29 protein-coding genes and 1 pseudogene are annotated in these 21,075 nt (G+C 47.1%); all 30 read right to left on the reverse strand.

All coding sequences use genetic code 11. The annotated features are described in order from the left end of the window. Position 1 precedes the first annotated feature (1 nt). The gene (gene map / locus BFJ94_RS16315; RefSeq protein WP_120463607.1) at positions 2-754 is read right to left on the reverse strand and encodes a type I methionyl aminopeptidase; all 753 of its coding nucleotides are present in this window, start codon (positions 752-754) and stop codon (positions 2-4) included. Next, entirely contained in the window at positions 754-1,404 is a 651-nt protein-coding gene (locus tag BFJ94_RS16320; RefSeq protein WP_120463608.1) for an adenylate kinase, read from the reverse strand. The genes map and BFJ94_RS16320 overlap by 1 nt, the downstream gene beginning before the upstream one ends. A 92-nt stretch (positions 1,405-1,496) precedes the next feature. Continuing rightward, complete coding sequence (gene secY / locus BFJ94_RS16325; protein WP_120463609.1) at positions 1,497-2,795, reverse strand: preprotein translocase subunit SecY; 1,299 nt, start codon at positions 2,793-2,795, stop codon at positions 1,497-1,499. Continuing rightward, positions 2,795-3,235 carry a 50S ribosomal protein L15 gene (gene rplO / locus BFJ94_RS16330; protein WP_120463610.1) on the reverse strand — a complete coding sequence of 147 codons (441 nt, stop codon included), beginning with the start codon at positions 3,233-3,235 and terminating at the stop codon, positions 2,795-2,797. Before rplO ends, secY begins: the two co-directional genes overlap by 1 nt. 97 nt (positions 3,236-3,332) lie before the next feature. Next, on the reverse strand, positions 3,333-3,518 hold the full coding sequence (rpmD, locus tag BFJ94_RS16335; RefSeq protein ID WP_120463611.1) for a 50S ribosomal protein L30: 186 nt from the start codon (positions 3,516-3,518) through the stop codon (positions 3,333-3,335). A 13-nt stretch (positions 3,519-3,531) separates the two neighbouring features. Further along, on the reverse strand, positions 3,532-4,029 hold the full coding sequence (rpsE, locus tag BFJ94_RS16340) for a 30S ribosomal protein S5 (RefSeq protein ID WP_120463612.1): 498 nt from the start codon (positions 4,027-4,029) through the stop codon (positions 3,532-3,534). Between the two features lie 27 nt (positions 4,030-4,056). Next, positions 4,057-4,425, reverse strand: a complete 369-nt coding sequence (gene rplR / locus BFJ94_RS16345; RefSeq protein ID WP_120465268.1) for a 50S ribosomal protein L18 — start codon at positions 4,423-4,425, stop codon at positions 4,057-4,059. A gap of 83 nt (positions 4,426-4,508) precedes the next feature. Further along, a complete protein-coding gene (rplF, locus tag BFJ94_RS16350; protein ID WP_120463613.1) occupies positions 4,509-5,051 on the reverse strand; it encodes a 50S ribosomal protein L6 in 543 nt (180 codons plus the stop codon). A gap of 30 nt (positions 5,052-5,081) precedes the next feature. Then, positions 5,082-5,480: a 30S ribosomal protein S8 gene (rpsH, locus tag BFJ94_RS16355; RefSeq protein ID WP_120463614.1), complete on the reverse strand. Its 399-nt coding sequence runs from the start codon at positions 5,478-5,480 to the stop codon at positions 5,082-5,084. Positions 5,481-5,510: 30 nt separating this feature from the next. After that, a complete protein-coding gene (locus BFJ94_RS16360) occupies positions 5,511-5,696 on the reverse strand; it encodes a type Z 30S ribosomal protein S14 (protein WP_010348808.1) in 186 nt (61 codons plus the stop codon). A 46-nt stretch (positions 5,697-5,742) separates the two neighbouring features. Continuing rightward, positions 5,743-6,285, reverse strand: a complete 543-nt coding sequence (gene rplE / locus BFJ94_RS16365) for a 50S ribosomal protein L5 (RefSeq protein ID WP_120463615.1) — start codon at positions 6,283-6,285, stop codon at positions 5,743-5,745. A 32-nt stretch (positions 6,286-6,317) separates the two neighbouring features. Continuing rightward, the gene (rplX, locus tag BFJ94_RS16370; protein WP_018753983.1) at positions 6,318-6,671 is read right to left on the reverse strand and encodes a 50S ribosomal protein L24; all 354 of its coding nucleotides are present in this window, start codon (positions 6,669-6,671) and stop codon (positions 6,318-6,320) included. Positions 6,672-6,728: 57 nt separating this feature from the next. Further along, positions 6,729-7,097 carry a 50S ribosomal protein L14 gene (rplN, locus tag BFJ94_RS16375; RefSeq protein WP_068779110.1) on the reverse strand — a complete coding sequence of 123 codons (369 nt, stop codon included), beginning with the start codon at positions 7,095-7,097 and terminating at the stop codon, positions 6,729-6,731. Between the two features lie 36 nt (positions 7,098-7,133). Then, positions 7,134-7,400: a 30S ribosomal protein S17 gene (rpsQ, locus tag BFJ94_RS16380; RefSeq protein WP_120463616.1), complete on the reverse strand. Its 267-nt coding sequence runs from the start codon at positions 7,398-7,400 to the stop codon at positions 7,134-7,136. Between the two features lie 49 nt (positions 7,401-7,449). Continuing rightward, entirely contained in the window at positions 7,450-7,647 is a 198-nt protein-coding gene (gene rpmC, locus BFJ94_RS16385) for a 50S ribosomal protein L29 (protein ID WP_068779108.1), read from the reverse strand. Then, positions 7,637-8,071, reverse strand: coding sequence for a 50S ribosomal protein L16 (gene rplP, locus BFJ94_RS16390; RefSeq protein ID WP_120463617.1), 435 nt, complete (start codon positions 8,069-8,071; stop codon positions 7,637-7,639). Before rplP ends, rpmC begins: the two co-directional genes overlap by 11 nt. 2 nt (positions 8,072-8,073) lie before the next feature. Further along, a complete protein-coding gene (gene rpsC, locus BFJ94_RS16395; protein WP_120463618.1) occupies positions 8,074-8,742 on the reverse strand; it encodes a 30S ribosomal protein S3 in 669 nt (222 codons plus the stop codon). Positions 8,743-8,755: 13 nt separating this feature from the next. Beyond that, positions 8,756-9,088, reverse strand: coding sequence for a 50S ribosomal protein L22 (gene rplV, locus BFJ94_RS16400; RefSeq protein WP_120463619.1), 333 nt, complete (start codon positions 9,086-9,088; stop codon positions 8,756-8,758). Positions 9,089-9,124: 36 nt separating this feature from the next. After that, positions 9,125-9,397: pseudogene (rpsS, locus tag BFJ94_RS16405) on the reverse strand (30S ribosomal protein S19); the annotation flags it as partial. 78 nt (positions 9,398-9,475) lie between these two features. Then, positions 9,476-10,306 carry a 50S ribosomal protein L2 gene (rplB, locus tag BFJ94_RS16410; protein ID WP_120463621.1) on the reverse strand — a complete coding sequence of 277 codons (831 nt, stop codon included), beginning with the start codon at positions 10,304-10,306 and terminating at the stop codon, positions 9,476-9,478. Between the two features lie 28 nt (positions 10,307-10,334). Next, positions 10,335-10,625, reverse strand: a complete 291-nt coding sequence (rplW, locus tag BFJ94_RS16415) for a 50S ribosomal protein L23 (RefSeq protein ID WP_068779103.1) — start codon at positions 10,623-10,625, stop codon at positions 10,335-10,337. Continuing rightward, positions 10,625-11,248 (reverse strand): 50S ribosomal protein L4, encoded by a 624-nt coding sequence (rplD, locus tag BFJ94_RS16420; RefSeq protein ID WP_120463622.1) that lies wholly within the window; start codon positions 11,246-11,248, stop codon positions 10,625-10,627. Before rplD ends, rplW begins: the two co-directional genes overlap by 1 nt. A gap of 26 nt (positions 11,249-11,274) precedes the next feature. Further along, complete coding sequence (rplC, locus tag BFJ94_RS16425; protein ID WP_120463623.1) at positions 11,275-11,898, reverse strand: 50S ribosomal protein L3; 624 nt, start codon at positions 11,896-11,898, stop codon at positions 11,275-11,277. Between the two features lie 44 nt (positions 11,899-11,942). Then, positions 11,943-12,251, reverse strand: coding sequence for a 30S ribosomal protein S10 (gene rpsJ, locus BFJ94_RS16430; RefSeq protein ID WP_006676490.1), 309 nt, complete (start codon positions 12,249-12,251; stop codon positions 11,943-11,945). Positions 12,252-12,529: 278 nt separating this feature from the next. Continuing rightward, on the reverse strand, positions 12,530-13,720 hold the full coding sequence (gene tuf / locus BFJ94_RS16435; RefSeq protein WP_120463624.1) for an elongation factor Tu: 1,191 nt from the start codon (positions 13,718-13,720) through the stop codon (positions 12,530-12,532). A 100-nt stretch (positions 13,721-13,820) separates the two neighbouring features. Beyond that, positions 13,821-15,899: an elongation factor G gene (gene fusA / locus BFJ94_RS16440; RefSeq protein WP_120463625.1), complete on the reverse strand. Its 2,079-nt coding sequence runs from the start codon at positions 15,897-15,899 to the stop codon at positions 13,821-13,823. 48 nt (positions 15,900-15,947) lie between these two features. Further along, entirely contained in the window at positions 15,948-16,418 is a 471-nt protein-coding gene (rpsG, locus tag BFJ94_RS16445; RefSeq protein ID WP_120463626.1) for a 30S ribosomal protein S7, read from the reverse strand. Between the two features lie 47 nt (positions 16,419-16,465). Next, positions 16,466-16,885, reverse strand: coding sequence for a 30S ribosomal protein S12 (rpsL, locus tag BFJ94_RS16450; RefSeq protein ID WP_068779097.1), 420 nt, complete (start codon positions 16,883-16,885; stop codon positions 16,466-16,468). A 143-nt stretch (positions 16,886-17,028) separates the two neighbouring features. After that, complete coding sequence (locus BFJ94_RS16455) at positions 17,029-17,280, reverse strand: ribosomal L7Ae/L30e/S12e/Gadd45 family protein (protein WP_120463627.1); 252 nt, start codon at positions 17,278-17,280, stop codon at positions 17,029-17,031. Between the two features lie 146 nt (positions 17,281-17,426). Next, entirely contained in the window at positions 17,427-21,041 is a 3,615-nt protein-coding gene (gene rpoC, locus BFJ94_RS16460; protein ID WP_120463628.1) for a DNA-directed RNA polymerase subunit beta', read from the reverse strand. Positions 21,042-21,075: the final 34 nt, after the last annotated feature.

The raw sequence follows: 21,075 nt of genomic DNA on the forward strand, positions 1-21,075 counted from the left end.
CCTACTCATCCAGTTTAGTGAGAATCTCCATGCCATCCGCAGTGACTGCTACTGTATGCTCAAAATGAGCACAGAGTGAACCATCCACCGTGACGACCGTCCAATCATCTTCCAGCGTCCTTACGAAACGCTCACCGGCATTGACCATCGGTTCAATAGCAAGTACCATACCTGCTTTAAGCCGCGGCCCGTGGTCAGGCGTGCCGTAATTTGGAATTTGCGGCTCTTCATGCAGTTCAGTTCCTATGCCGTGACCGACATATTCACGAACGACCGAGAAACCCGCTTCTTCGATATGACGTTGGATTGCATGCGATATGGTATATAAGCGAACACCAGGCTTAACGAGGGCCAGACCAGCGTATAGAGAACCTTCTGTTACATCCAGAAGTCTCTGTGTCTCAGCGGATATTTCACCAACCGGATACGTCCAGGCTGAATCTCCATGATAGCCACGATATTCCGCACCTATATCAAGCGTAATGATGTCGCCTTCGTTCAATTTACGTTTGCCGGGAAAGCCGTGTACCAATTCATCGTTGACCGAAGCGCAAATGCTGTAAGGAAAACCGTTGTAGTCTTTAAAAGACGGCACAGCGCCTTGACTGCGTATGAACTTGTCGGCGATGTGATCGAGTTCACCCGTCGTAATTCCAGGCTCAATCGATTGCGCCATGAGCCTGTGCGTTTCCGCTACGATCCGCCCTGCTTCTCTCATAAAGCCTAGTTCCGTTTCGGATTTACAAATGATCATTACACCTGACCTCGCAGTATAGATACGATCTCCTTGGAGACCGAATCAATTTCCTGTTCTCCATCAACTTGACGAAGCAAATCTTTATCTTCATAAAACTTGAGGAGAGGTGCCGTTTTGTTGATATATTCGTCCAGCCGAGTGCCTACGCTCTCTTCGTTGTCGTCGGAGCGTTGGTACAGCTCACCGCCGCACTTATCACAAACACCTTCCTGAGCAGGAGGATTAAAGATCACATGATAAGTAGATCCGCAAGACTTACAGATACGACGTCCAGTAAGGCGCGCCATCAGCTTATCACGATCTACCTTCAGGTTAATGACATGCTCCAGTTTTCTGCCAAGACCACTCAGCAGATCTTCCAGCGCTTCCGCTTGCGAAAGGGTTCTTGGAAAACCGTCCAATAAAAAACCATTTTCGCAATCGGACTGCTGAAGGCGCTCACGAACGATGCCCACTGTAACATCATCAGGCACCAAGAGGCCTTTATCAATATACTCCTTCGCTTTCATCCCTACAGGAGTTCCCTGTTTAATCGCCAGACGAAATGCATCGCCTGTCGAAATATGAGGAATGCCGAATTCGTTAACGATAACCTCAGCTTGTGTCCCTTTACCTGCTCCAGGAGGCCCCATGAATAAAACGTTCATGTTTTTTCACTCCCTCCTAGAATCTCCTTACAAGAAACAGCATAATAGGCGCCAGGTGAGCTGAAGTACAAACTCGGCCTGGAACCTATCACCTATTTATTAATGAAGCCTTTATAATGCCGCTTAATCAATTGTCCTTCGATCGTCTTCATCGTATCCAGTGCAACACCGATTACGATCAGAATCGAAGTTCCGCCGATTTGTACGGTACGTGGCAAGCTAGCAAGCGCCCCTAAACCAACCGGTAGGATTGAAATCGCAGCGAGGAAAATAGCACCTGTCATTGTCAGACGGCTCAATACCTTGGTCAAATAAGTCTGTGTCGCCTTCCCAGGACGAATGCCTGGAATGAATCCGCCATTCTTCTTCATATTGTCCGCAAGCTGCTGCGGGTTCATCTGCACGAAAGTGTAGAAGAACGTGAATCCGATGATCATCACAACATAAAGTACCATACCTAATGCATGGTCAATAGCCAGGTTCTCGTGGATCCATTTTGCCCAAACACGAGTTGACCAGAAGCTAGAGATAATGACTGGGAATTGCAGAAGCGATACAGCGAAGATGACTGGAATAACGCCCGCTGAATTGATCTTCAACGGAATATGTGTATTCTGGCCACCGTACATCTTGTTGCCTACAACACGTTTTGCATATTGTACTGGAATCTTGCGAATCGCCTGTTGGATGTAGATAACACCAACGACGATAAGCACGCAGACCAATATAATCGCGATCGATTTCACCACATTCATGAAGGTTTGTCCTTCAACGATGAATTCGGATTGAGCAATACTCTGGATATGTGATGGAATAGCAGCGACGATCCCGGCGAAGATAATCAGCGAGATACCGTTACCGATCCCCTTATCCGTAATTTGCTCACCAAGCCACATCAAGAACGAAGTACCAGCTGTCAACACGATTGCGATGACGAGATAATCCGCAAATGTCGCATTGGGTACCATCTCAGTTCCATACAAACGGTTGAAACCAATCGAAGTTGCAAACGCCTGTATCAACGCCAGAACTACCGTGCCGTAGCGGGTAATTTGGGCCATTTTCTTCTTACCGTACTCCCCTTGCTTCGCCCATTCCGCAAACTTCGGAATGACGTCCATAGAGAGCAGTTGAACAATAATGGACGCCGTAATATACGGCATGATCCCGAGCGCAAAGATGGAGAAGTTCTTGAGAGCACCGCCCGAGAAAGTGTTCAGGAACCCGAACAACTCACTCCCCGCATTGTTTACCGTCTCAAATACTCGGGTGTCAACACCCGGAACCGGAACGAAAGATCCGATCCGATAGATGATGAAGATAAACAGTGTAAAGAGAATACGTGTGCGCAGGTCCTTTACATGCCAAATGTTCTTAATGGTTTTAAACATTAGATCACCTCGGTTTTACCGCCGGCAGCCTCAATTTTCTCTACCGCAGATTGAGAGAACTTATTAGCTTTAACCGTCAATTTGACAGTAACTTCACCGTTGCCAAGAACCTTGATGCCGCTTTTTGCGTTTTTCACGATACCTTGTTCCATCAACAGTTCAGGAGTAACCTCTGTACCCGCCGCAAAGCTGTTAAGTTCTTCGATGTTCACAATCGCATACTCTTTCCGCGTCGGATTGATAAATCCGCGTTTTGGCAAGCGACGATACAACGGGTTTTGACCGCCTTCGAAGCCCGGACGAACACCACCGCCGGAACGAGCGTTTTGACCTTTGTGACCACGCGTAGATGTTTTACCCATACCACTACCAGTACCGCGACCAACGCGTTTGCGTTCGTGACGGGAACCAGTAGCTGAGGAAAGCTCATGTAACTTCATCGTTCGTTGCACCTCCTTATTTATTGTTGGCATTAGCCCATAACGTTAACCCGCTTGATGCGGGTTAGTCAGTACTGAATGCAGTTATCGCTTCAGATTACTCCGCAATCTCTTGAACCTTAACCAGATGGCTTACTTGATTAACCATGCCGCGAATAGCAGGATTATCGTTGTGAACCACAGTTTGGTTAATTTTGCGAAGTCCCAATGTTTTCACGGTAGTACGTTGGTTCTCCGGACGTCCGATCAAACTACGCACGAGGGTAATTTGCAATTTAGCCATGAGAATTCCCTCCTTAACCGAGTAGTTCTTCGACGGATTTACCGCGTAATTTCGCAACATCTTCAGCGCGTTTCAGACGGGACAGACCCTCCAAAGTTGCGTTGACCATGTTGATGGAATTCGAAGAACCTAAAGATTTTGTAAGAATGTCGCCTACGCCTGCAAGTTCGAGAACCGCACGAACAGGACCACCAGCGATAACCCCTGTACCTTCTGAAGCTGGTTTCAATAACACGCTACCAGCGCCAAAACGTCCAGTTACCAGGTGAGGGATTGTAGTCCCTACGATCGGTACATGGATAAGATTTTTCTTCGCATCGTCGATACCTTTGCGAATCGCATCTGGAACTTCGCCAGCCTTACCGATACCAGCACCAACCCAGCCTTTGCCGTCACCGACAACAACCAGTGCACTGAAGCTAAAGCGACGTCCGCCTTTAACTACTTTAGCAACACGGTTAATGTGTACTACTCTTTCAGTCAGTTCTAAAGTGTTCGGATCTACACGCAAGTGATTAACCTCCTTTTATAAATATTTTTAGAATTCAAGACCTGTTTCACGAGCTGCTTCTGCCAATGCTTGAATCCGTCCATGATACAAGTAACCGCCGCGGTCGAATACCACAACTTTCTTGCCTTGTTCTTGGGCACGTTTAGCGATCAATTCGCCAACCTTACGTGCAGATTCAACGTTACCGCCGTTCTTGATGTCTCCGCTCAGTTCTTTATCAGCTGTCGAAGCGGATACGATCGTTACACCAGCCACATCGTCGATCAATTGAGCGTAGATATGTTTGGAAGAACGGAATACGTTCAGTCTTGGACGTTCAGCAGTACCGGTCACTTTTTTACGCACGCGCAAATGTCTTTTCAGACGCGCTTTATTCTTATCGCCTTTAGTGATCATGACTTCCATTTCACTCCCTTCGGTTTGCCTTCAAGCCATTTCACGATTATGCCGCCTGCAGGCAAGCATAATAAGAAGAAACATTATTTCTTCTTACCAGCTTTACCTTCTTTGCGAATAATACGTTCGCCTTCATACTTGATACCTTTACCTTTGTATGGTTCAGGTGCACGTACAGCACGAACTTTTGCAGCATATTCGCCTACACGTTCTTTATTGATCCCTTTAACGATGATCTTCGTGTTAGAAGGGACTTCGAATTCGATTCCTGCTTCCGGAGTAATTTCTACCGGATGGGAGTAACCCACGTTGAGTACCAGTTTCTCGCCGGATTTGCTTGCGCGGTATCCGACACCAACCAGTTCAAGGGTCTTGGTATAACCTTCAGTTACCCCGCTCACCATGTTGTTCAATACACTACGAGTTGTACCGTGCAGAGAACGATGCAATTTATTGTCAGAAGGACGTTCTACATGGATTTGGTTGTCTTCAACCGTTACCTTCATGTCCTTATGAATATCGCGAGTCAAAGTGCCTTTAGGGCCCTTTACTGTAATGACGCTATTATTAAGTGTGACATCCACACCACTAGGTACTGTAATTGGTTTGCGACCAATACGAGACATTTGCTGCACCTCCTTGTTTTGTGACGTTAATTACCAAACGTAGCAGAGTACTTCTCCGCCGGCTTTCGCTTGACGAGCTTCCTTATCGGTCATAACTCCCTTGGAAGTAGAGATAATCGCGATACCCAAGCCGCCGAGGACGCGTGGAACTTCGTTGCTCTTCGTATATACGCGAAGACCTGGTTTACTGATTCTTTTCAGGCCAGTAATTACGCGCTCGTTATTGGATCCGTATTTCAAGAAAATACGAATGATCCCTTGTTTATTATCATCGATATACTCCGCATCACGGATGAAACCTTCGCGTTTCAGGATCTCTGCGATTTGTTTCTTGATCGTGGATGCAGGCATTTCCACCGTTTCGTGACGAACTGTGTTCGCATTACGAATACGTGTAAGCATATCTGCAATTGGATCTGAAATGTTCATTCATGAAACCTCCTTCCCGTTGTTGATGGTTTACCAGCTTGCTTTCTTAACGCCAGGGATCTGGCCTTTATATGCTAATTCGCGGAAGCAAATTCTGCAAATCTTAAACTTTTGCAATACCGAGTGTGGACGACCACAACGTTCGCAGCGAGTGTAAGCCCGCACTTTGAATTTTGGCGCACGTTGTTGTTTAACTTTCATCGAAGTTTTTGCCACTGAACCTGACACCTCCTAAATATTTTCGGAGAATTTATGCCATTTATTATTTAACAAATGGCATTCCGAGTTGAGTCAACAGCTCACGGGATTCTTCATCCGTCTTAGCTGTCGTAACGATAACGATATCCATACCCCGTACTTTATCAACTTTGTCATACTCGATTTCAGGGAAGATCAGTTGTTCCTTAAGACCGAGTGTGTAGTTGCCACGTCCGTCGAACGCTTTGTTCGATACGCCATGGAAGTCACGAACGCGAGGAAGCGTTACATTGAACAATTTGTCAAGGAAATAATACATGCGTTCGCCGCGAAGAGTAACCTTCACCCCGATCGGCATGTTCTCGCGAAGTTTGAAACCAGCGATGGATTTCTTAGCGCGAGTGATAACTGGTTTTTGACCAGCGATAAGTTGCATATCATTAACTGCAGAGTCAAGCACCTTCGAGTTAGCAACTGCGTCACCAACACCCATGTTGATAACTACTTTCTCGATTTTCGGTACTTGCATCACTGTAGAATAGTTGAATTTTTGAATCAAAGCAGGTGTCACTTCGTTCAAATAGCGTTCTTTCAATCTAGCTGCCATGAATCATGGACCTCCTTTCTCAAGTTCCTGGATTAGTCGATTACTTCACCGGATTTTTTAGCTACACGAACTTTTTTGCCGTTGTCCAATACTTTGTAACCGATACGAGTTACTTTTCCGCTCTTAGGATCAACGTGCATTACGTTCGATACATGAATCGGAGCTTCCTTCTCGATAATGCCGCCTTGTGGATTCAATTGGTTCGGCTTTTGGTGCTTCTTCACCATGTTCACGCCTTCCACAAGAACGCGGTTCTCACGAGGATAAGCGGCGATGACGCGGCCTTTTTTGCCTTTGTCCTTACCGGAGATCACGATAACCGTGTCATCCTTCTTCACATGAAGCTTATTGTTGTGGGATTCCAGAATCTTTTTCAATCTAGGCATCTGTTTACACCTCCTGTTTCGCACAGCTTAACGTACCACTCGGATACGCCTTCTTTATTAGATAACTTCCGGAGCCAAGGAAACGATTTTCATGAAGTCCTTATCGCGAAGTTCGCGGGCAACTGGTCCGAAAATACGAGTACCACGTGGGCTCTTGTCTTCTTTAACAACTACCGCTGCGTTCTCGTCAAATGCGATGTAAGAACCGTCTTTACGACGAACGGAACGTTTTGTACGAACAACAACCGCTCTGACTACATCACCTTTTTTGACAACGCCGCCTGGTGTTGCTTGTTTCACAGAACAAACGATCAAATCGCCAATTTGTGCTGTGCGACGACCAGTACCACCCAGAACGCGAATGCACATCAGTTCCTTCGCGCCAGAGTTATCGGCCACATTCAAACGTGTAAATGGTTGAATCATCGTTATATCCTCCCTTCGATCGAAACTACGGTGCTATTAAATAACAATCGCCTTTTCAACAACTTCAACGAGTCTCCAGCGTTTGTCTTTAGACAACGGGCGTGTCTCAGCAATTTTAACAGTATCACCGATTTTTGCTGTGTTGTTCTCATCATGCGCTTTAAATTTCTTCGTATATTTCATACGTTTATGATAAAGGTCATGCTTCTTGTAGGTTTCTACAGCTACAACAATGGTCTTATCCATTTTGTCGCTTACGACTTTACCAATTTGCACTTTACGGGCATTACGTTCCTCGCTCATGGTTAGCCTCCTTCCTAAACTTTCGCGCTTGGTTCAGGCATGCGCAATATTAACTAATCCCAAGTTCTCTTTGACGTAATACGGTTTTAGCACGAGCTATTTCCTTACGCACATCACGGATTCGAGTCGGGTTATCAAGCTGGCCAGTAGCCAATTGAAAACGGAGGTTAAAGAGTTCTTCTTTAAATCCTGCAACTTTTTGTTCAATCTCAGCAGTGGTTAAGTTGCGAAGTTCATTAGCTTTCATTTGCTTCACCACCCAATTCTTCACGTTTCACAAACTTAGTCTTGATTGGCAGTTTGTGAGCGGCAAGACGCATAGCTTCACGAGCAACTTCCTCCGATACACCGGCAAGTTCAAACATGATCTTACCAGGCTTCACAACTGCAACCCATTTCTCTACGTTACCTTTACCGCTACCCATCCGAACTTCAAGAGGCTTTTGAGTAATCGGCTTGTCAGGGAAAATTTTAATCCATACTTTACCGCCCCGTTTGATATAACGCGTCATAGCAATACGCGCTGCTTCAATTTGACGGTTCGTAATCCAAGTTGGCTCCAGAGCTTGCAGACCGTATTCACCGAAGTTCAATTCAGTGCCGCCTTTTGCTTGACCTCTCAGACTACCGCGTTGTTGCTTGCGGTGTTTCACACGTTTTGGTACCAACATGATTAGTTGCCTCCTTCCTTAGCAGCTGGTTGTTTCTTAGCCGTAGGAAGAACCTCTCCACGATAGATCCATACTTTCACGCCAATACGTCCATAAGTCGTATGTGCTTCTGCCGTACCGTAATCGATGTCGGCGCGGAGCGTATGAAGTGGAACAGTTCCTTCACTGTAGCCCTCTGTACGAGCAATTTCAGCACCGCCGAGACGACCGCTGACTGCTGTCTTAATCCCTTTCGCTCCTGAACGCATAGTTCTTTGGATCGCTTGCTTCAAAGCACGACGGAAAGAAACACGACGTTCCAATTGTTGTGCGATGCTCTCAGCAACGAGAATTGCGTCAAGATCAGGGTGTTTGATTTCAGAAATATTGATGTGAACCTTCTTGCCACCTGCGATTTTCGTAATTTCATTACGCAGAATTTCTACTTCCGAACCACCTTTACCGATAACCATACCTGGTTTCGCAGTGTGGATCGTCACGTTCACACGATTAGCCGCTCTCTCAATTTCGATGCGAGATACTGCGGAATCTTTCAATTTATTTTTCAGGTGCTCACGAATTTTAACGTCTTCAAGCAAGAGATCACCGAAATCTTTGCCTGCATACCATTTGGATTCCCAATCACGGATAATCCCTACTCGTAATCCGACCGGATTTACCTTTTGGCCCACACGTTTTCCCTCCTTATTTTTCGGATACCACCAAAGTAATGTGGCTTGTGCGTTTGTTGATCCGGCTAGCACGTCCCATTGCACGAGGGCGGAAACGTTTCATTGTCGGACCTTGGTTTACGTAAGCTTGCGTAATAACCAATTTATTTACATCCATAGAATAGTTGTGTTCAGCATTAGCAATCGCCGAATTCAGAAGCTTCTCCACGATCGGGGATGCACCCTTTGGAGTATGGCGTAGAATTGCGATCGCATCGCCAACTTGCTTACCGCGGATCAAGTCAACTACGAGTTGAGCTTTGCGGGGAGCAATGCGAACAGATTTTACATGCGCTTTTGCTTCCATGTGTTGTTACCTCCTCTCAAACGAAGAACTTATCGATTAACGTCTCGTTTTCTTGTCGTCATCCGTATGACCTTTGTAGGTACGGGTTGGTGCAAATTCACCAAGTTTATGTCCAACCATATCCTCTGTTACGTATACAGGTACGTGTTTACGTCCGTCGTATACTCCGAAAGTATGGCCGATGAATTGTGGGAAAATCGTCGAGCGGCGTGACCAGGTCTTAATGACCACTTTCTTGCTCGATGCGTTCGCTTCTTCCACCTTTTTCAACATATATCCGTCAATGAAAGGTCCTTTTTTAAGACTACGGCTCCTTTAATATCCTCCCTTCACACTGCTTGGTTCGATCTATAGCTCACTGCCGTGAAGTGATCCGCGAGGCGCGGATTACTTCGTGCGGCCACGAACGATATACTTATCAGACGCTTTGCCTTTTTTGCGTGTTTTGTAACCAAGGGTTGGTTTGCCCCAAGGAGACAATGGCGATTTACGGCCGATCGGAGCACGACCTTCACCACCACCATGAGGGTGATCGTTAGGGTTCATAACAACACCGCGCACTTCAGGACGTTGGCCCTTCCAGCGATTGCGGCCTGCTTTACCGACCTTGATCAATTCATGGTCTGCATTACCTACAGAACCGATGGTTGCACGGCAAACTTTGAGGATTTTACGCATTTCGCCAGAAGAAAGACGAACGGTAACGTATTTATCTTCTTTACCGAGCAATTGAGCTTCTGTACCAGCAGCACGAACGAGTTGTCCGCCTTTGCCTGGTTGCAGCTCGATGTTGTGGATAACTGTACCCACTGGGATGTTCTCGAGTGGAAGAGCGTTACCGACTTTGATGTCGGAACCTACACCGGACTCGATTACGTCGCCTACTTTAAGCCCTTGTGGAGCGATAATGTAGCGTTTTTCACCGTCAGCATAGTGGATCAAAGCGATGTTAGAAGTCCGGTTCGGGTCGTACTCGATTGTAGCAACGCGGCCTGGAATTCCATCTTTGTTCCGTTTGAAGTCGATGATACGATATTTACGTTTGTGTCCACCGCCATGGTGACGCACAGTGATTTTACCTTGGTTGTTGCGGCCAGCTGTTTTGCTCAGTGGCGCAAGCAAAGATTTCTCCGGAGTATCTGTGGTGATTTCTTCGAATGTCGATACGGACATTCCACGTCTTGCCGGAGATGTCGGTTTATACTTTTTGATAGGCACTAGATTTCCCTCCTTACTTTAGACAATTTTATACCGATTCAAAAAATTCAAGCGGTTTGCTGTCCGGAGTCAAAGTCACGAACGCTTTCTTCCATTCCGGAGTATAGCCGAAATGACGTCCATAACGTTTTGGCTTGCCAGGAACACGCAGAGTATTCACATTGCTCACTTTAACTTTAAAGATCTCTTCAACCGCTTTTTTAATTTCGGTTTTGTTAGCACGAATATCAACTTCGAACACATATTTAAGTTCGTTCATGTAATCAGCAGTACGTTCTGTGATTACCGGACGCTTAATAATATCACGAGGATCCTTCATTACGCGAGCACCTCCTCTACCTTCTGAGCTGCTTCCTTCGTAATGATCAGTTTGTCGTGCGCGAGCACGTCAAGAACATTAATGCCGTCAGCTGCTACGAATTTAACACCAGGAATATTACGAGCGGAAAGTGCTACATTGTCATCATAGCTAGGAGCTACAACAAGTGCCTTGCGATCAACCTTCAGGTTGTTCAAGATCGCAGCAAATTCCTTCGTCTTAGGCGCGCTCATGCTGAGTGCATCCAATACGATGATATCCTGATCGATCACTTTAGCAGACAAAGCCGATTTGATCGCCAGACGACGAACTTTCTTCGGCAATTTGTAAGCATAGCTGCGTGGGGTCGGTCCAAATACTGTACCGCCGCCAACCCATTGTGGAGCACGGATCGAACCTTGACGGGCACGTCCTGTTCCTTTTTGTTTCCAAGGTTTACGGCCACCGCCGCGAACTTCGGAGCGTCCTTTTACTTTGTGGGTACCAAAGCGAAGGGAAGCGCGCTGCATAACAACAGCTTCATGAAGCACATGCGTGTTCGGCTCGATACCGAATACTGCATCGTTCAATTCTACTTCACCAACTTGGCTACCGCTAACATTAAAAAGTGCTACTTTTGGCATCCTTTGTTCCTCCTTTCTTCAGTCGATTATTTTTTGATCGTTTCTTTAACTTTAACGAAGCTATTTTTAGGACCTGGGATCGAACCTTTCACGAGCAGTACGTTACGTTCTGCATCAACCTTCACGACTTCAAGGTTTTGAATCGTTACAGTTTCGCTACCCATATGTCCTGGAAGGCGTTTGCCTTTAGGAACACGGTTCGCTTGGATGGAACCCATGGAACCAGGTCTACGATGGTAACGGGAGCCGTGAGCCATAGGGCCGCGACTTTGTCCCCAGCGTTTGATTACGCCTTGGAAACCTTTACCCTTCGAAATACCTGTTACGTCAACAAATTCGCCCTCAGCAAAAATATCAACCTTGACCTCCTGGCCAACTTCATATCCTGCCAAGTCAACACCGCGAATTTCGCGAACGTAGCGCTTAGGCGTTGTATTTGCCTTTTTCGCATGACCAGCTTCAGGCTTGTTTACTCTGCTTTCTTTCTTATCAGAGTAGCCGAGTTGGATCGCTTCATAGCCATCGTTCTCTACGTCTTTCTTTTGCAGAACTACGTTAGAGCTCGCTTCAATAACTGTTACAGGAATGACATTACCTTCTGGGGTAAATACTTGAGTCATCCCGAGCTTTTTCCCTAAGATACCTTTCATGTTGACACCTCTTTTCCTCTTTCGTTTCCATATAATAATGGATATTACAATTTAATCTCGATATCTACACCGGACGGCAGGTCCAAGCGCATCAAGGCATCCACAGTTTGTGGAGTCGGGTTCACAATATCGATCAAGCGTTTATGAGTACGCATTTCGAATTGTTCCCGGGAATCCTTGTACTTGTGTACCGCACGGAGAATTGTAATTACTTGCTTCTCAGTTGGAAGCGGAATCGGTCCAGATACGCCAGCACCCGAACGTTTTGCCGTTTCAACGATTTTCTCTGCGGATTGATCAAGAATTCTGTGGTCGTAAGCTTTCAAACGAATACGAATTTTTTGCTTTGCCATTTTATTCCCTCCTTCTATCGCCCAATTTGAGATCGGACATACTCCACGGAAATTTTCTAACCGCCAACCCATGGCAAAGGGGCCGGGTGTGTCAGTAACCTCCCGCTTCATCGCAACGTCACAGAACAACATTTATTATTATATAGAAAAGCCGTGCCCATTGCAAGCAAAATTTATAGGTTATTCAAAAAAGTCTGTTTTAAGCGCGAAGCGAGTCAGAAAGCTATTAAAAAGACCCGTCCCACAAGGGAACGAGTCTTTAAAAGCATAAGCTTTAATTATTTGTTGATGGATACAACAGCGCCGGATCCAACAGTACGTCCACCTTCGCGGATGGAGAAGCGAGTTCCTTCTTCAATAGCGATTGGAGCGATCAGTTGAACGGAAACTTCGATGTTGTCGCCAGGCATAACCATTTCAGTACCTTCTGGCAAGGTGATAACACCTGTTACGTCAGTTGTACGGAAATAGAATTGTGGACGGTAACCAGAGAAGAATGGTTTATGACGTCCGCCTTCATCTTTAGTCAATACGTATACTTGAGCGGAGAACTCAGTATGCGGATTAACGGAAGCTGGTTTAGCCAATACTTGACCGCGTTCGATTTCTTTACGGTCAACACCACGGAGCAATGCACCGATGTTGTCGCCTGCTTCAGCGGAATCAAGCAATTTACGGAACATTTCTACGCCAGTTACGACGGATTTCTTAGTTTCTTCTTTGATACCAACGATTTCAACTTCGTCGCCGACTTTAACAGTACCACGTTCTACACGGCCTGTAGCAACAGTACCGCGGCCAGTGATGGAGAATACGTCCTCGACTGGCATAAGGAATGGCTTGTCAACTGGACGTTCTGGAAGCGGAATGTACTCGTCGATGATTTCGAACATTTCAACGATTTTCTTAGCCCATTCGCCGTCTGGGTTCATGAGAGCTTCACGAGCGGAACCATGGATGATTGGAGTGTCATCACCAGGGAATTCATATTCGTTCAGCAAGTCACGAACTTCCATTTCAACCAATTCAAGAAGCTCTTCGTCTTCCACCATGTCGCATTTGTTCAAGAATACAACGATGTAAGGAACGCCTACGTTACGGGACAACAGGATGTGCTCGCGAGTTTGCGGCATTGGGCCGTCAGCTGCGGATACAACCAGGATTGCGCCGTCCATTTGAGCAGCACCAGTGATCATGTTTTTAACATAGTCGGCGTGCCCTGGGCAGTCAACGTGAGCATAGTGACGATTAGGAGTTTCATATTCAACGTGAGACGTGGAGATTGTGATACCGCGTTCGCGTTCTTCCGGAGCTTTGTCGATTTGGTCAAACGACATAGCAGCACCGCCATAAGTTTTGGACAATACAGTTGTGATCGCTGCAGTCAGCGTAGTTTTACCATGGTCAACGTGACCAATTGTACCGATGTTAACATGCGGTTTTGTACGTTCGTATTTAGCCTTTGCCATTTTAAACATTTCCTCCTTAAAAATAAGATTAATATGTTGGACTAACCTGGGAGCAAATCCTTGATTCAGGTCATCTACTCCCGGCTAGAAGATACAGAATTTATTCTGCACCCTTATTCTTCGATACGATCTCTTCGGAGATGTTACGAGGAACTTCTTCATAGTGAGACAATTCCATCGAGAACACGCCGCGCCCTTGCGTACCGGAACGAAGGGTTGTGGAGTATCCGAACATTTCGGAAAGAGGTACTTTAGCGCGGATGATTTGAGCGCCTGCACGTGAGTCCATACCTTCGATACGGCCACGACGTGAGTTCAGCATACCCATTACATCACCCATGTACTCTTCCGGAACGGTAACTTCAACCTTCATGATCGGCTCAAGCAGAACCGGTTGAGCTTTTTCCTTGGCAGCCTTAAGCGCCATGGAACCAGCGATCTTAAACGCCATTTCACTGGAGTCAACGTCATGGTACGAACCGTCAACGATCGTAGCCTTCACGTCCACAACAGGGAAGCCGGCAAGAACACCGTTCTTCATCGCTTCTTCAATACCTTGTTGAGCAGGAGCGATGTATTCTCTAGGTACTGAACCACCGACGATCTTGCTGTCGAATTGGTTACCTGTACCTGGTTCAAGCGGTTCGAACTCAACCCATACGTGACCGTATTGACCACGACCACCGGATTGGCGAACGAATTTACCTTCAACGCGCGCAGGAATCTTGAATGTTTCACGGTAAGCAACCTGTGGTTTACCCACATTGGTCTCTACCTTGAACTCACGGCGCATACGCTCGATGATGATATCGAGGTGAAGCTCACCCATACCAGCCAAGATCGTTTGACCTGTTTCTTCATCTGTATGAGCACGAAGAGTAGGGTCTTCCTCAGTCAATTTACCGAGGGCAACAGCCATCTTGTCTTGGTCCGCTTTTGTCTTAGGTTCTACTGCAATTTCGATAACTGGATCAGGGAAGTTCATCGATTCCAGAATTACTGGAGCCTTCTCATCACACAGTGTATCACCAGTTCCTGTGTCTTTCAAACCAACAGCTGCTGCAATGTCACCAGCGTATACTACGCTGATTTCTTTACGGCTGTTAGCATGCATTTGCAGGATCCGTCCGATACGTTCGCGTTTGTTCTTCGTTGCATTCAGTACATACGAACCGGATTGCAAAATACCGGAGTATACGCGGAAGAACGTAAGTTTACCAACGTAAGGGTCTGTCATAATCTTAAATGCAAGCGCGGAGAACGGTTCTTCATCAGAAGAGTGACGTTCAACCTCAGAACCGTCTTCCAAGTGACCTTGGATGCTCGGTACGTCGATTGGCGCAGGCAAGTAATCTACGACTGCATCAAGCATAAGCTGGATACCTTTGTTACGATAAGAGGAACCGCACACAACTGGGAAGATCTTAACTTCTACTACGCCTTTGCGAAGAGCTGCTTTCAGTTCTTCAATGGTGATTTCTTCACCTTCAAGGTATTTCATAGTCAATTCTTCATCAAGTTCTGCAACCTTCTCGACCAACTCTGCACGAAGCTCTTCAACTTGCGCAGCATATTCGGCTGGAATTTCAGTTTCCTCGATATTTTGACCTAAGTCATCTTTGTACATGTAAGCTTTTTGAGCGATCAAGTCGATAATTCCGACGAAATCATTCTCAGCACCGATAGGCAATTGGATAGCTACTGCGTTTGCTTGCAAACGCTCGCGCATATCTTTAACTACGTTAAGATAATCTGCGCCGATAATATCCATTTTATTGACATAAGCGATGCGAGGTACGCTATACTTGTCAGCCTGTCTCCATACAGTTTCAGACTGAGGCTCTACGCCTTCCTTCGCACTGAACACGCCTACTGCCCCGTCCAATACACGCAGGGAACGTTCAACTTCTACTGTGAAGTCAACGTGTCCCGGGGTATCGATGATATTTACGCGGTGACCCTTCCAAGCAGCGGTCGTAGCAGCGGACGTAATTGTGATTCCGCGCTCCTGCTCTTGGTCCATCCAGTCCATCGTTGCGGAGCCTTCATGAGTCTCCCCAATTTTATGGTTAATACCGGTATAGAACAAGATACGTTCCGTCGTGGTAGTTTTACCGGCGTCAATATGCGCCATGATCCCGATGTTACGTGTATTTTTCAAGGAGAACTCTCTTGCCATGCAATTTTTCTCCCTTCAAAATAGAAGTTTATTATTAGTTGCTGAATCCTACCAACGATAGTGTGCGAACGCTTTGTTCGCTTCAGCCATTTTATGCGTGTCTTCGCGTTTCTTAACGGAAGCACCCGTGTTGTTGGAAGCATCGATAATCTCTGCTGCCAGACGTTCTTCCATCGTCTTCTCACCGCGGTTGCGGGAGTAGTTCACGAGCCAACGTAATCCTAAGGAAGTACGTCTTTCCGGTTTAACTTCGATCGGCACTTGATAGTTTGCACCACCTACACGGCGAGCTTTAACTTCCAAGACCGGCATAATATTCTTAAGCGCTGCTTCAAACACTTCCATCGGGTCATTACCCGTACGTTCTTGAATGATGTTGAACGCATTATAAAGAATGCTTTGTGCAACGCCGCGCTTACCGTCGATCATAATGCGGTTGATCAGGCGAGTAACGAGCTTGCTGTTATACACCGGATCCGGCAATACGTCTCTTTTTGCAACTGGACCTTTGCGTGGCATAGTTATCCCCCTTTCATGATTAGTCCAAAACTCACTGTTCGAAAATATTATTTCTTAGCTTTTGGACGTTTAGCACCATACTTGGAACGAGCTTGCATCCGGTTGTTAACACCAGCGGTATCAAGCGCACCGCGCACGATGTGGTAACGTACCCCCGGAAGGTCTTTTACCCGTCCACCACGAATCAAAACAACGCTGTGTTCTTGCAGGTTGTGACCGATCCCTGGAATGTAAGCCGTCACCTCAACACGGTTCGTCAAGCGAACACGAGCATATTTACGAAGTGCGGAGTTCGGTTTCTTAGGAGTCATCGTACCTACACGAGTACAAACACCACGTTTTTGTGGGGAACTAAGATCGGTAGCTTCACGTTTAAGAGCGTTATACCCTCTTTGCAATGCTGGCGATTTAGATTTGTACACCTTGTCTTGACGTCCTTTACGGACTAATTGGTTAATTGTTGGCATGTTGTTGCCACCCCCTTCCTCGATTCTTCACATTCTTTACAAACCATTTGTTTAAGCCCACAGACCCAGGCGGTTCATAAAAGAACAAATGAAAAGTTTTTGCCATTAAGGATGCTTCCTTCAGCAAAAACATTCCTATCAAACTATGGTTTTACAACCGCAGCCATCGCCGCTCCAACCTCAATCCCGCAAGCCTTGCCGAGATTATGCATCGTGTCTACCAAAGTGACCTTGACCGCATGTTGATTGCATAATGCGATGATCTTCGATTTCAAACGTGGATCTGCATCTTCAGCTACATATACTTCCTCGGCTCGTCCAAGCTCCACGATACGCATCGTTTGCTTGGTGCCGATCTTAACATGAGCATCCTGTAGTCCTTTATCATAAGACATCTCATCGTCCTCCAAAGTACAGGGAATTCCGTACTCACGCACTACGATATATTAGCATTCTCATAACGCGATGTCAAGCAATTTCTATCAGACATAAATGGTGATCCGGACGGGAGAATCCTGCCCGGATCACAGATTTATTAAGCTTACTCTACAGATACAGTCTCCAGATTTTCTTCCGCCGTCTCACTGCCTTCCGGCTCTTCGAATTGAATATTGCGGTACTGGTTCATCCCCGTACCTGCCGGAATCAGCTTACCGATAATAACATTCTCTTTCAGGCCGAGCAGTTTATCCACTTTGCCCTTGATTGCCGCATCGGTAAGGACGCGAGTTGTCTCTTGGAAGGACGCCGCTGACAAGAAGGAGTCTGTCTCCAGCGATGCCTTGGTGATCCCGAGCAATACCGGTTTCGCCACGGCAGGCTCTTTACCGGACAGAATCGCTTCCTTGTTAGCTTTCTCATATTCATGCAGGTCGACGAAGGAGCCTGGCAAGAGGGTAGTATCACCGGAATCGACAATACGGATCTTGCGCAGCATCTGTCTAACCATAACTTCGATATGCTTATCGTTGATTTCTACGCCCTGGTTACGATATACGCGCTGTACTTCCTGCAGAATGTAGTTCTGTACGCCACGAATACCCTTGATGCGCAGAATTTCTTTCGGGTCGATCGAACCGTCGGTAAGCTCATCCCCAGCTTCAATATGCTGTCCTTCACTTACACGCAGACGAGATCCATAAGTAACCGAGTAGGTCTTAGTTTCTGCTTCACCATCAACCTCGATCTCACGACGATCCTTAGCCTCGCGAATTTCCTTCACGACGCCATCGATTTCACTGATCGTAGCTTGCCCTTTCGGATTCCGTGCTTCGAACAACTCCTGAATCCGCGGCAGACCTTGCGTAATATCGTCGCCGGCAACACCGCCGGTATGGAATGTACGCATGGTAAGCTGGGTCCCTGGTTCACCGATGGATTGAGCAGCGATAATACCGACCGCTTCCCCGATCTCAACGTGTTTACCAGTAGCCAGGTTACGACCATAGCACTTCTTACATACGCCATGACGAGCGCGGCAGCTAAGCACAGAACGAATCTGCAGCTTCGTAATACCTGCGTTCACGATCGCATTCGCCTTGTCGCTATCGATCAGCTCATTGCGATGAACGATAACTTCACCGGTCTCCGGATGCTTGATCGTCTCGAAGGAATAACGTCCTTCAATACGGTCGAACAGGTTCTCGATGATTTCCTTACCGTCCTCAATCCGGCTAACCATGATACCTTTATCAGTTCCGCAATCATCTTCACGGACGATTACGTCCTGCGCAACGTCGACCAGACGGCGTGTCAGGTAACCTGAGTCAGCGGTACGAAGTGCGGTATCGGCCAGACCTTTACGCGCACCGTGTGTGGAGATAAAGTACTCCAAGACTGTCAGACCTTCACGGAAGTTCGCTTTGATCGGCAGCTCGTAAATACGACCGGATGGTGTAGCCATCAGACCCCGCATACCACCGAGCTGGGTGATCTGCGATTTATTACCCCGTGCCTTGGAGTCCACCATGAGCATGATCGAGTTGAAGCGATCCATGGATTTCATCAAGACATCGGTAATTTGATCCTTCGCCTTCGACCAGATATCGATGACACGGTCATACCGTTCTTCATCGGTAATCAAGCCACGGCGATATTGATTGGTAATCACTTGTACTTTATCTTCAGACTCACGCATGATGTCTTGCTTCGCATCAGGCACGACAACGTCGGCAACCGCGATACTAACACCTGCACGCGTCGAATACGTAAAGCCAGTCTGCTTGATTCTATCAAGAATAACGGAGGTTTCCGTCGTCTGGTAGATCTCAAAGCAACGTCCGATAATTTCACCCAGATATTCCTTACCTACCCCGCTCATCAGCTTCTCGCCCATGATGCGTTCTTGCACATTCGCGCCTTTATCATGGATGAAGTAATGATCCGGAGTTCCTTCAAGCAGGTTGGTACGAGTCGCTTCATTAATGTACGGGAAGCTCGGTGGGAAGATTTCATTGAAGATAATCTTACCTACCGTCGTAACCAGCAATGCATTCTGCTGCTGCTCAGTGAAGGAAGTCTTGTTCAGCGCTCTGGCCGGAATCGCTACACGAGCGTGCAGGGAAGCCATGCCACGTTGATACAACGAAACTGCTTCATTCACAGAAGCCAGGAGCATACCAGTACCTTTGGCTTCCTTGTTATCCATCGTCAGATAATAGGAGCCGAGGACCATATCCTGAGAAGGTGTAACAACTGGCTTACCGTCTTTCGGGTTCAGGATGTTGCCCGAGGCAAGCATCAGAATCCGAGCTTCCGCTTGAGCCTCTGCGGACAGCGGAACGTGCACGGCCATTTGGTCACCGTCGAAGTCGGCGTTGTAAGCCGTACATACGAGCGGGTGAAGACGAATGGCGCGTCCTTCAACGAGGATCGGTTCAAAAGCCTGGATACCGAGACGGTGAAGCGTAGGAGCACGGTTCAGCAGTACCGGATGTTCCTTGATCACCTCTTCAAGCACATCCCATACTTCAGGGCTGACGCGCTCTACCTTGCGTTTTGCACTCTTTATGTTATGAGCCAGGCCCTTGTTGACCAGCTCTTTCATCACGAACGGTTTGAACAGCTCAAGCGCCATTTCCTTCGGCAAACCGCATTGATACATCTTCAGATAAGGACCTACGACGATAACGGAACGACCGGAATAGTCAACCCGTTTACCGAGCAGGTTCTGACGGAAACGACCCTGTTTACCTTTGAGCATATGGCTCAAGGATTTCAGCGGACGGTTACCCGGTCCGGTTACAGGACGGCCGCGGCGGCCATTGTCGATCAGGGCGTCGACTGCTTCCTGCAGCATGCGTTTCTCGTTCTGAACGATGATATCGGGAGCGCCGAGATCAAGCAGCCGTTTCAGACGGTTGTTACGGTTAATTACACGGCGATACAGATCGTTCAAGTCGGAAGTGGCAAAGCGGCCTCCATCGAGCTGAACCATCGGGCGAAGCTCCGGCGGAATGACCGGAAGCACATCGAGAATCATCCATTCCGGCTTGTTGCCGGAGTTGCGGAATGCTTCGATAACCTCAAGGCGTTTGATCGCCCGGTTACGACGTTGCCCTTGAGCTGTACGCAGTTCTTCCTTTAGGAAGTCCATTTCCTTATCGATATCGAGATCCTGCAGCAACTCCTTAACTGCTTCTGCACCCATGCCGGCTTGGAAACCGTAGCCGTATTTCTCACGGTAGCTGCGGTATTCCTTCTCGGACAATAGTTGCTTTTTCTCCAGCGGAGTTTCCCCTGGATCAGTAACAACATAGGATGCAAAATAAATGATCTCTTCGAGAGAGCGTGGCGACATATCGAGCGCAAGACCCATACGGCTTGGAATCCCTTTGAAATACCAAATATGGGACACCGGAGCGGCCAGTTCAATATGACCCATCCGCTCACGGCGAACCTTCGCCCTCGTTACTTCAACGCCGCAACGATCGCAGACGACGCCTTTATAACGAACTCTTTTATATTTACCGCAATGACATTCCCAGTCCTTGGTTGGGCCGAAGATCTTCTCGCAGAAGAGCCCTTCCTTCTCCGGTTTCAATGTCCGATAGTTAATCGTTTCAGGTTTTTTAACTTCTCCGCGGGACCAAGAACGAATTTTCTCTGGGGAAGCAAGCCCGATTTTCATATACTCGAAGTTGTTGACATCCAACAAGGAGCATCCCTCCTTAACAAGGTTTATCACCATT

It is taken from the genome of Paenibacillus aceti, assembly GCF_003614185.1.
GTDB classification, from domain to species: domain Bacteria; phylum Bacillota; class Bacilli; order Paenibacillales; family Paenibacillaceae; genus Fontibacillus; species Fontibacillus aceti.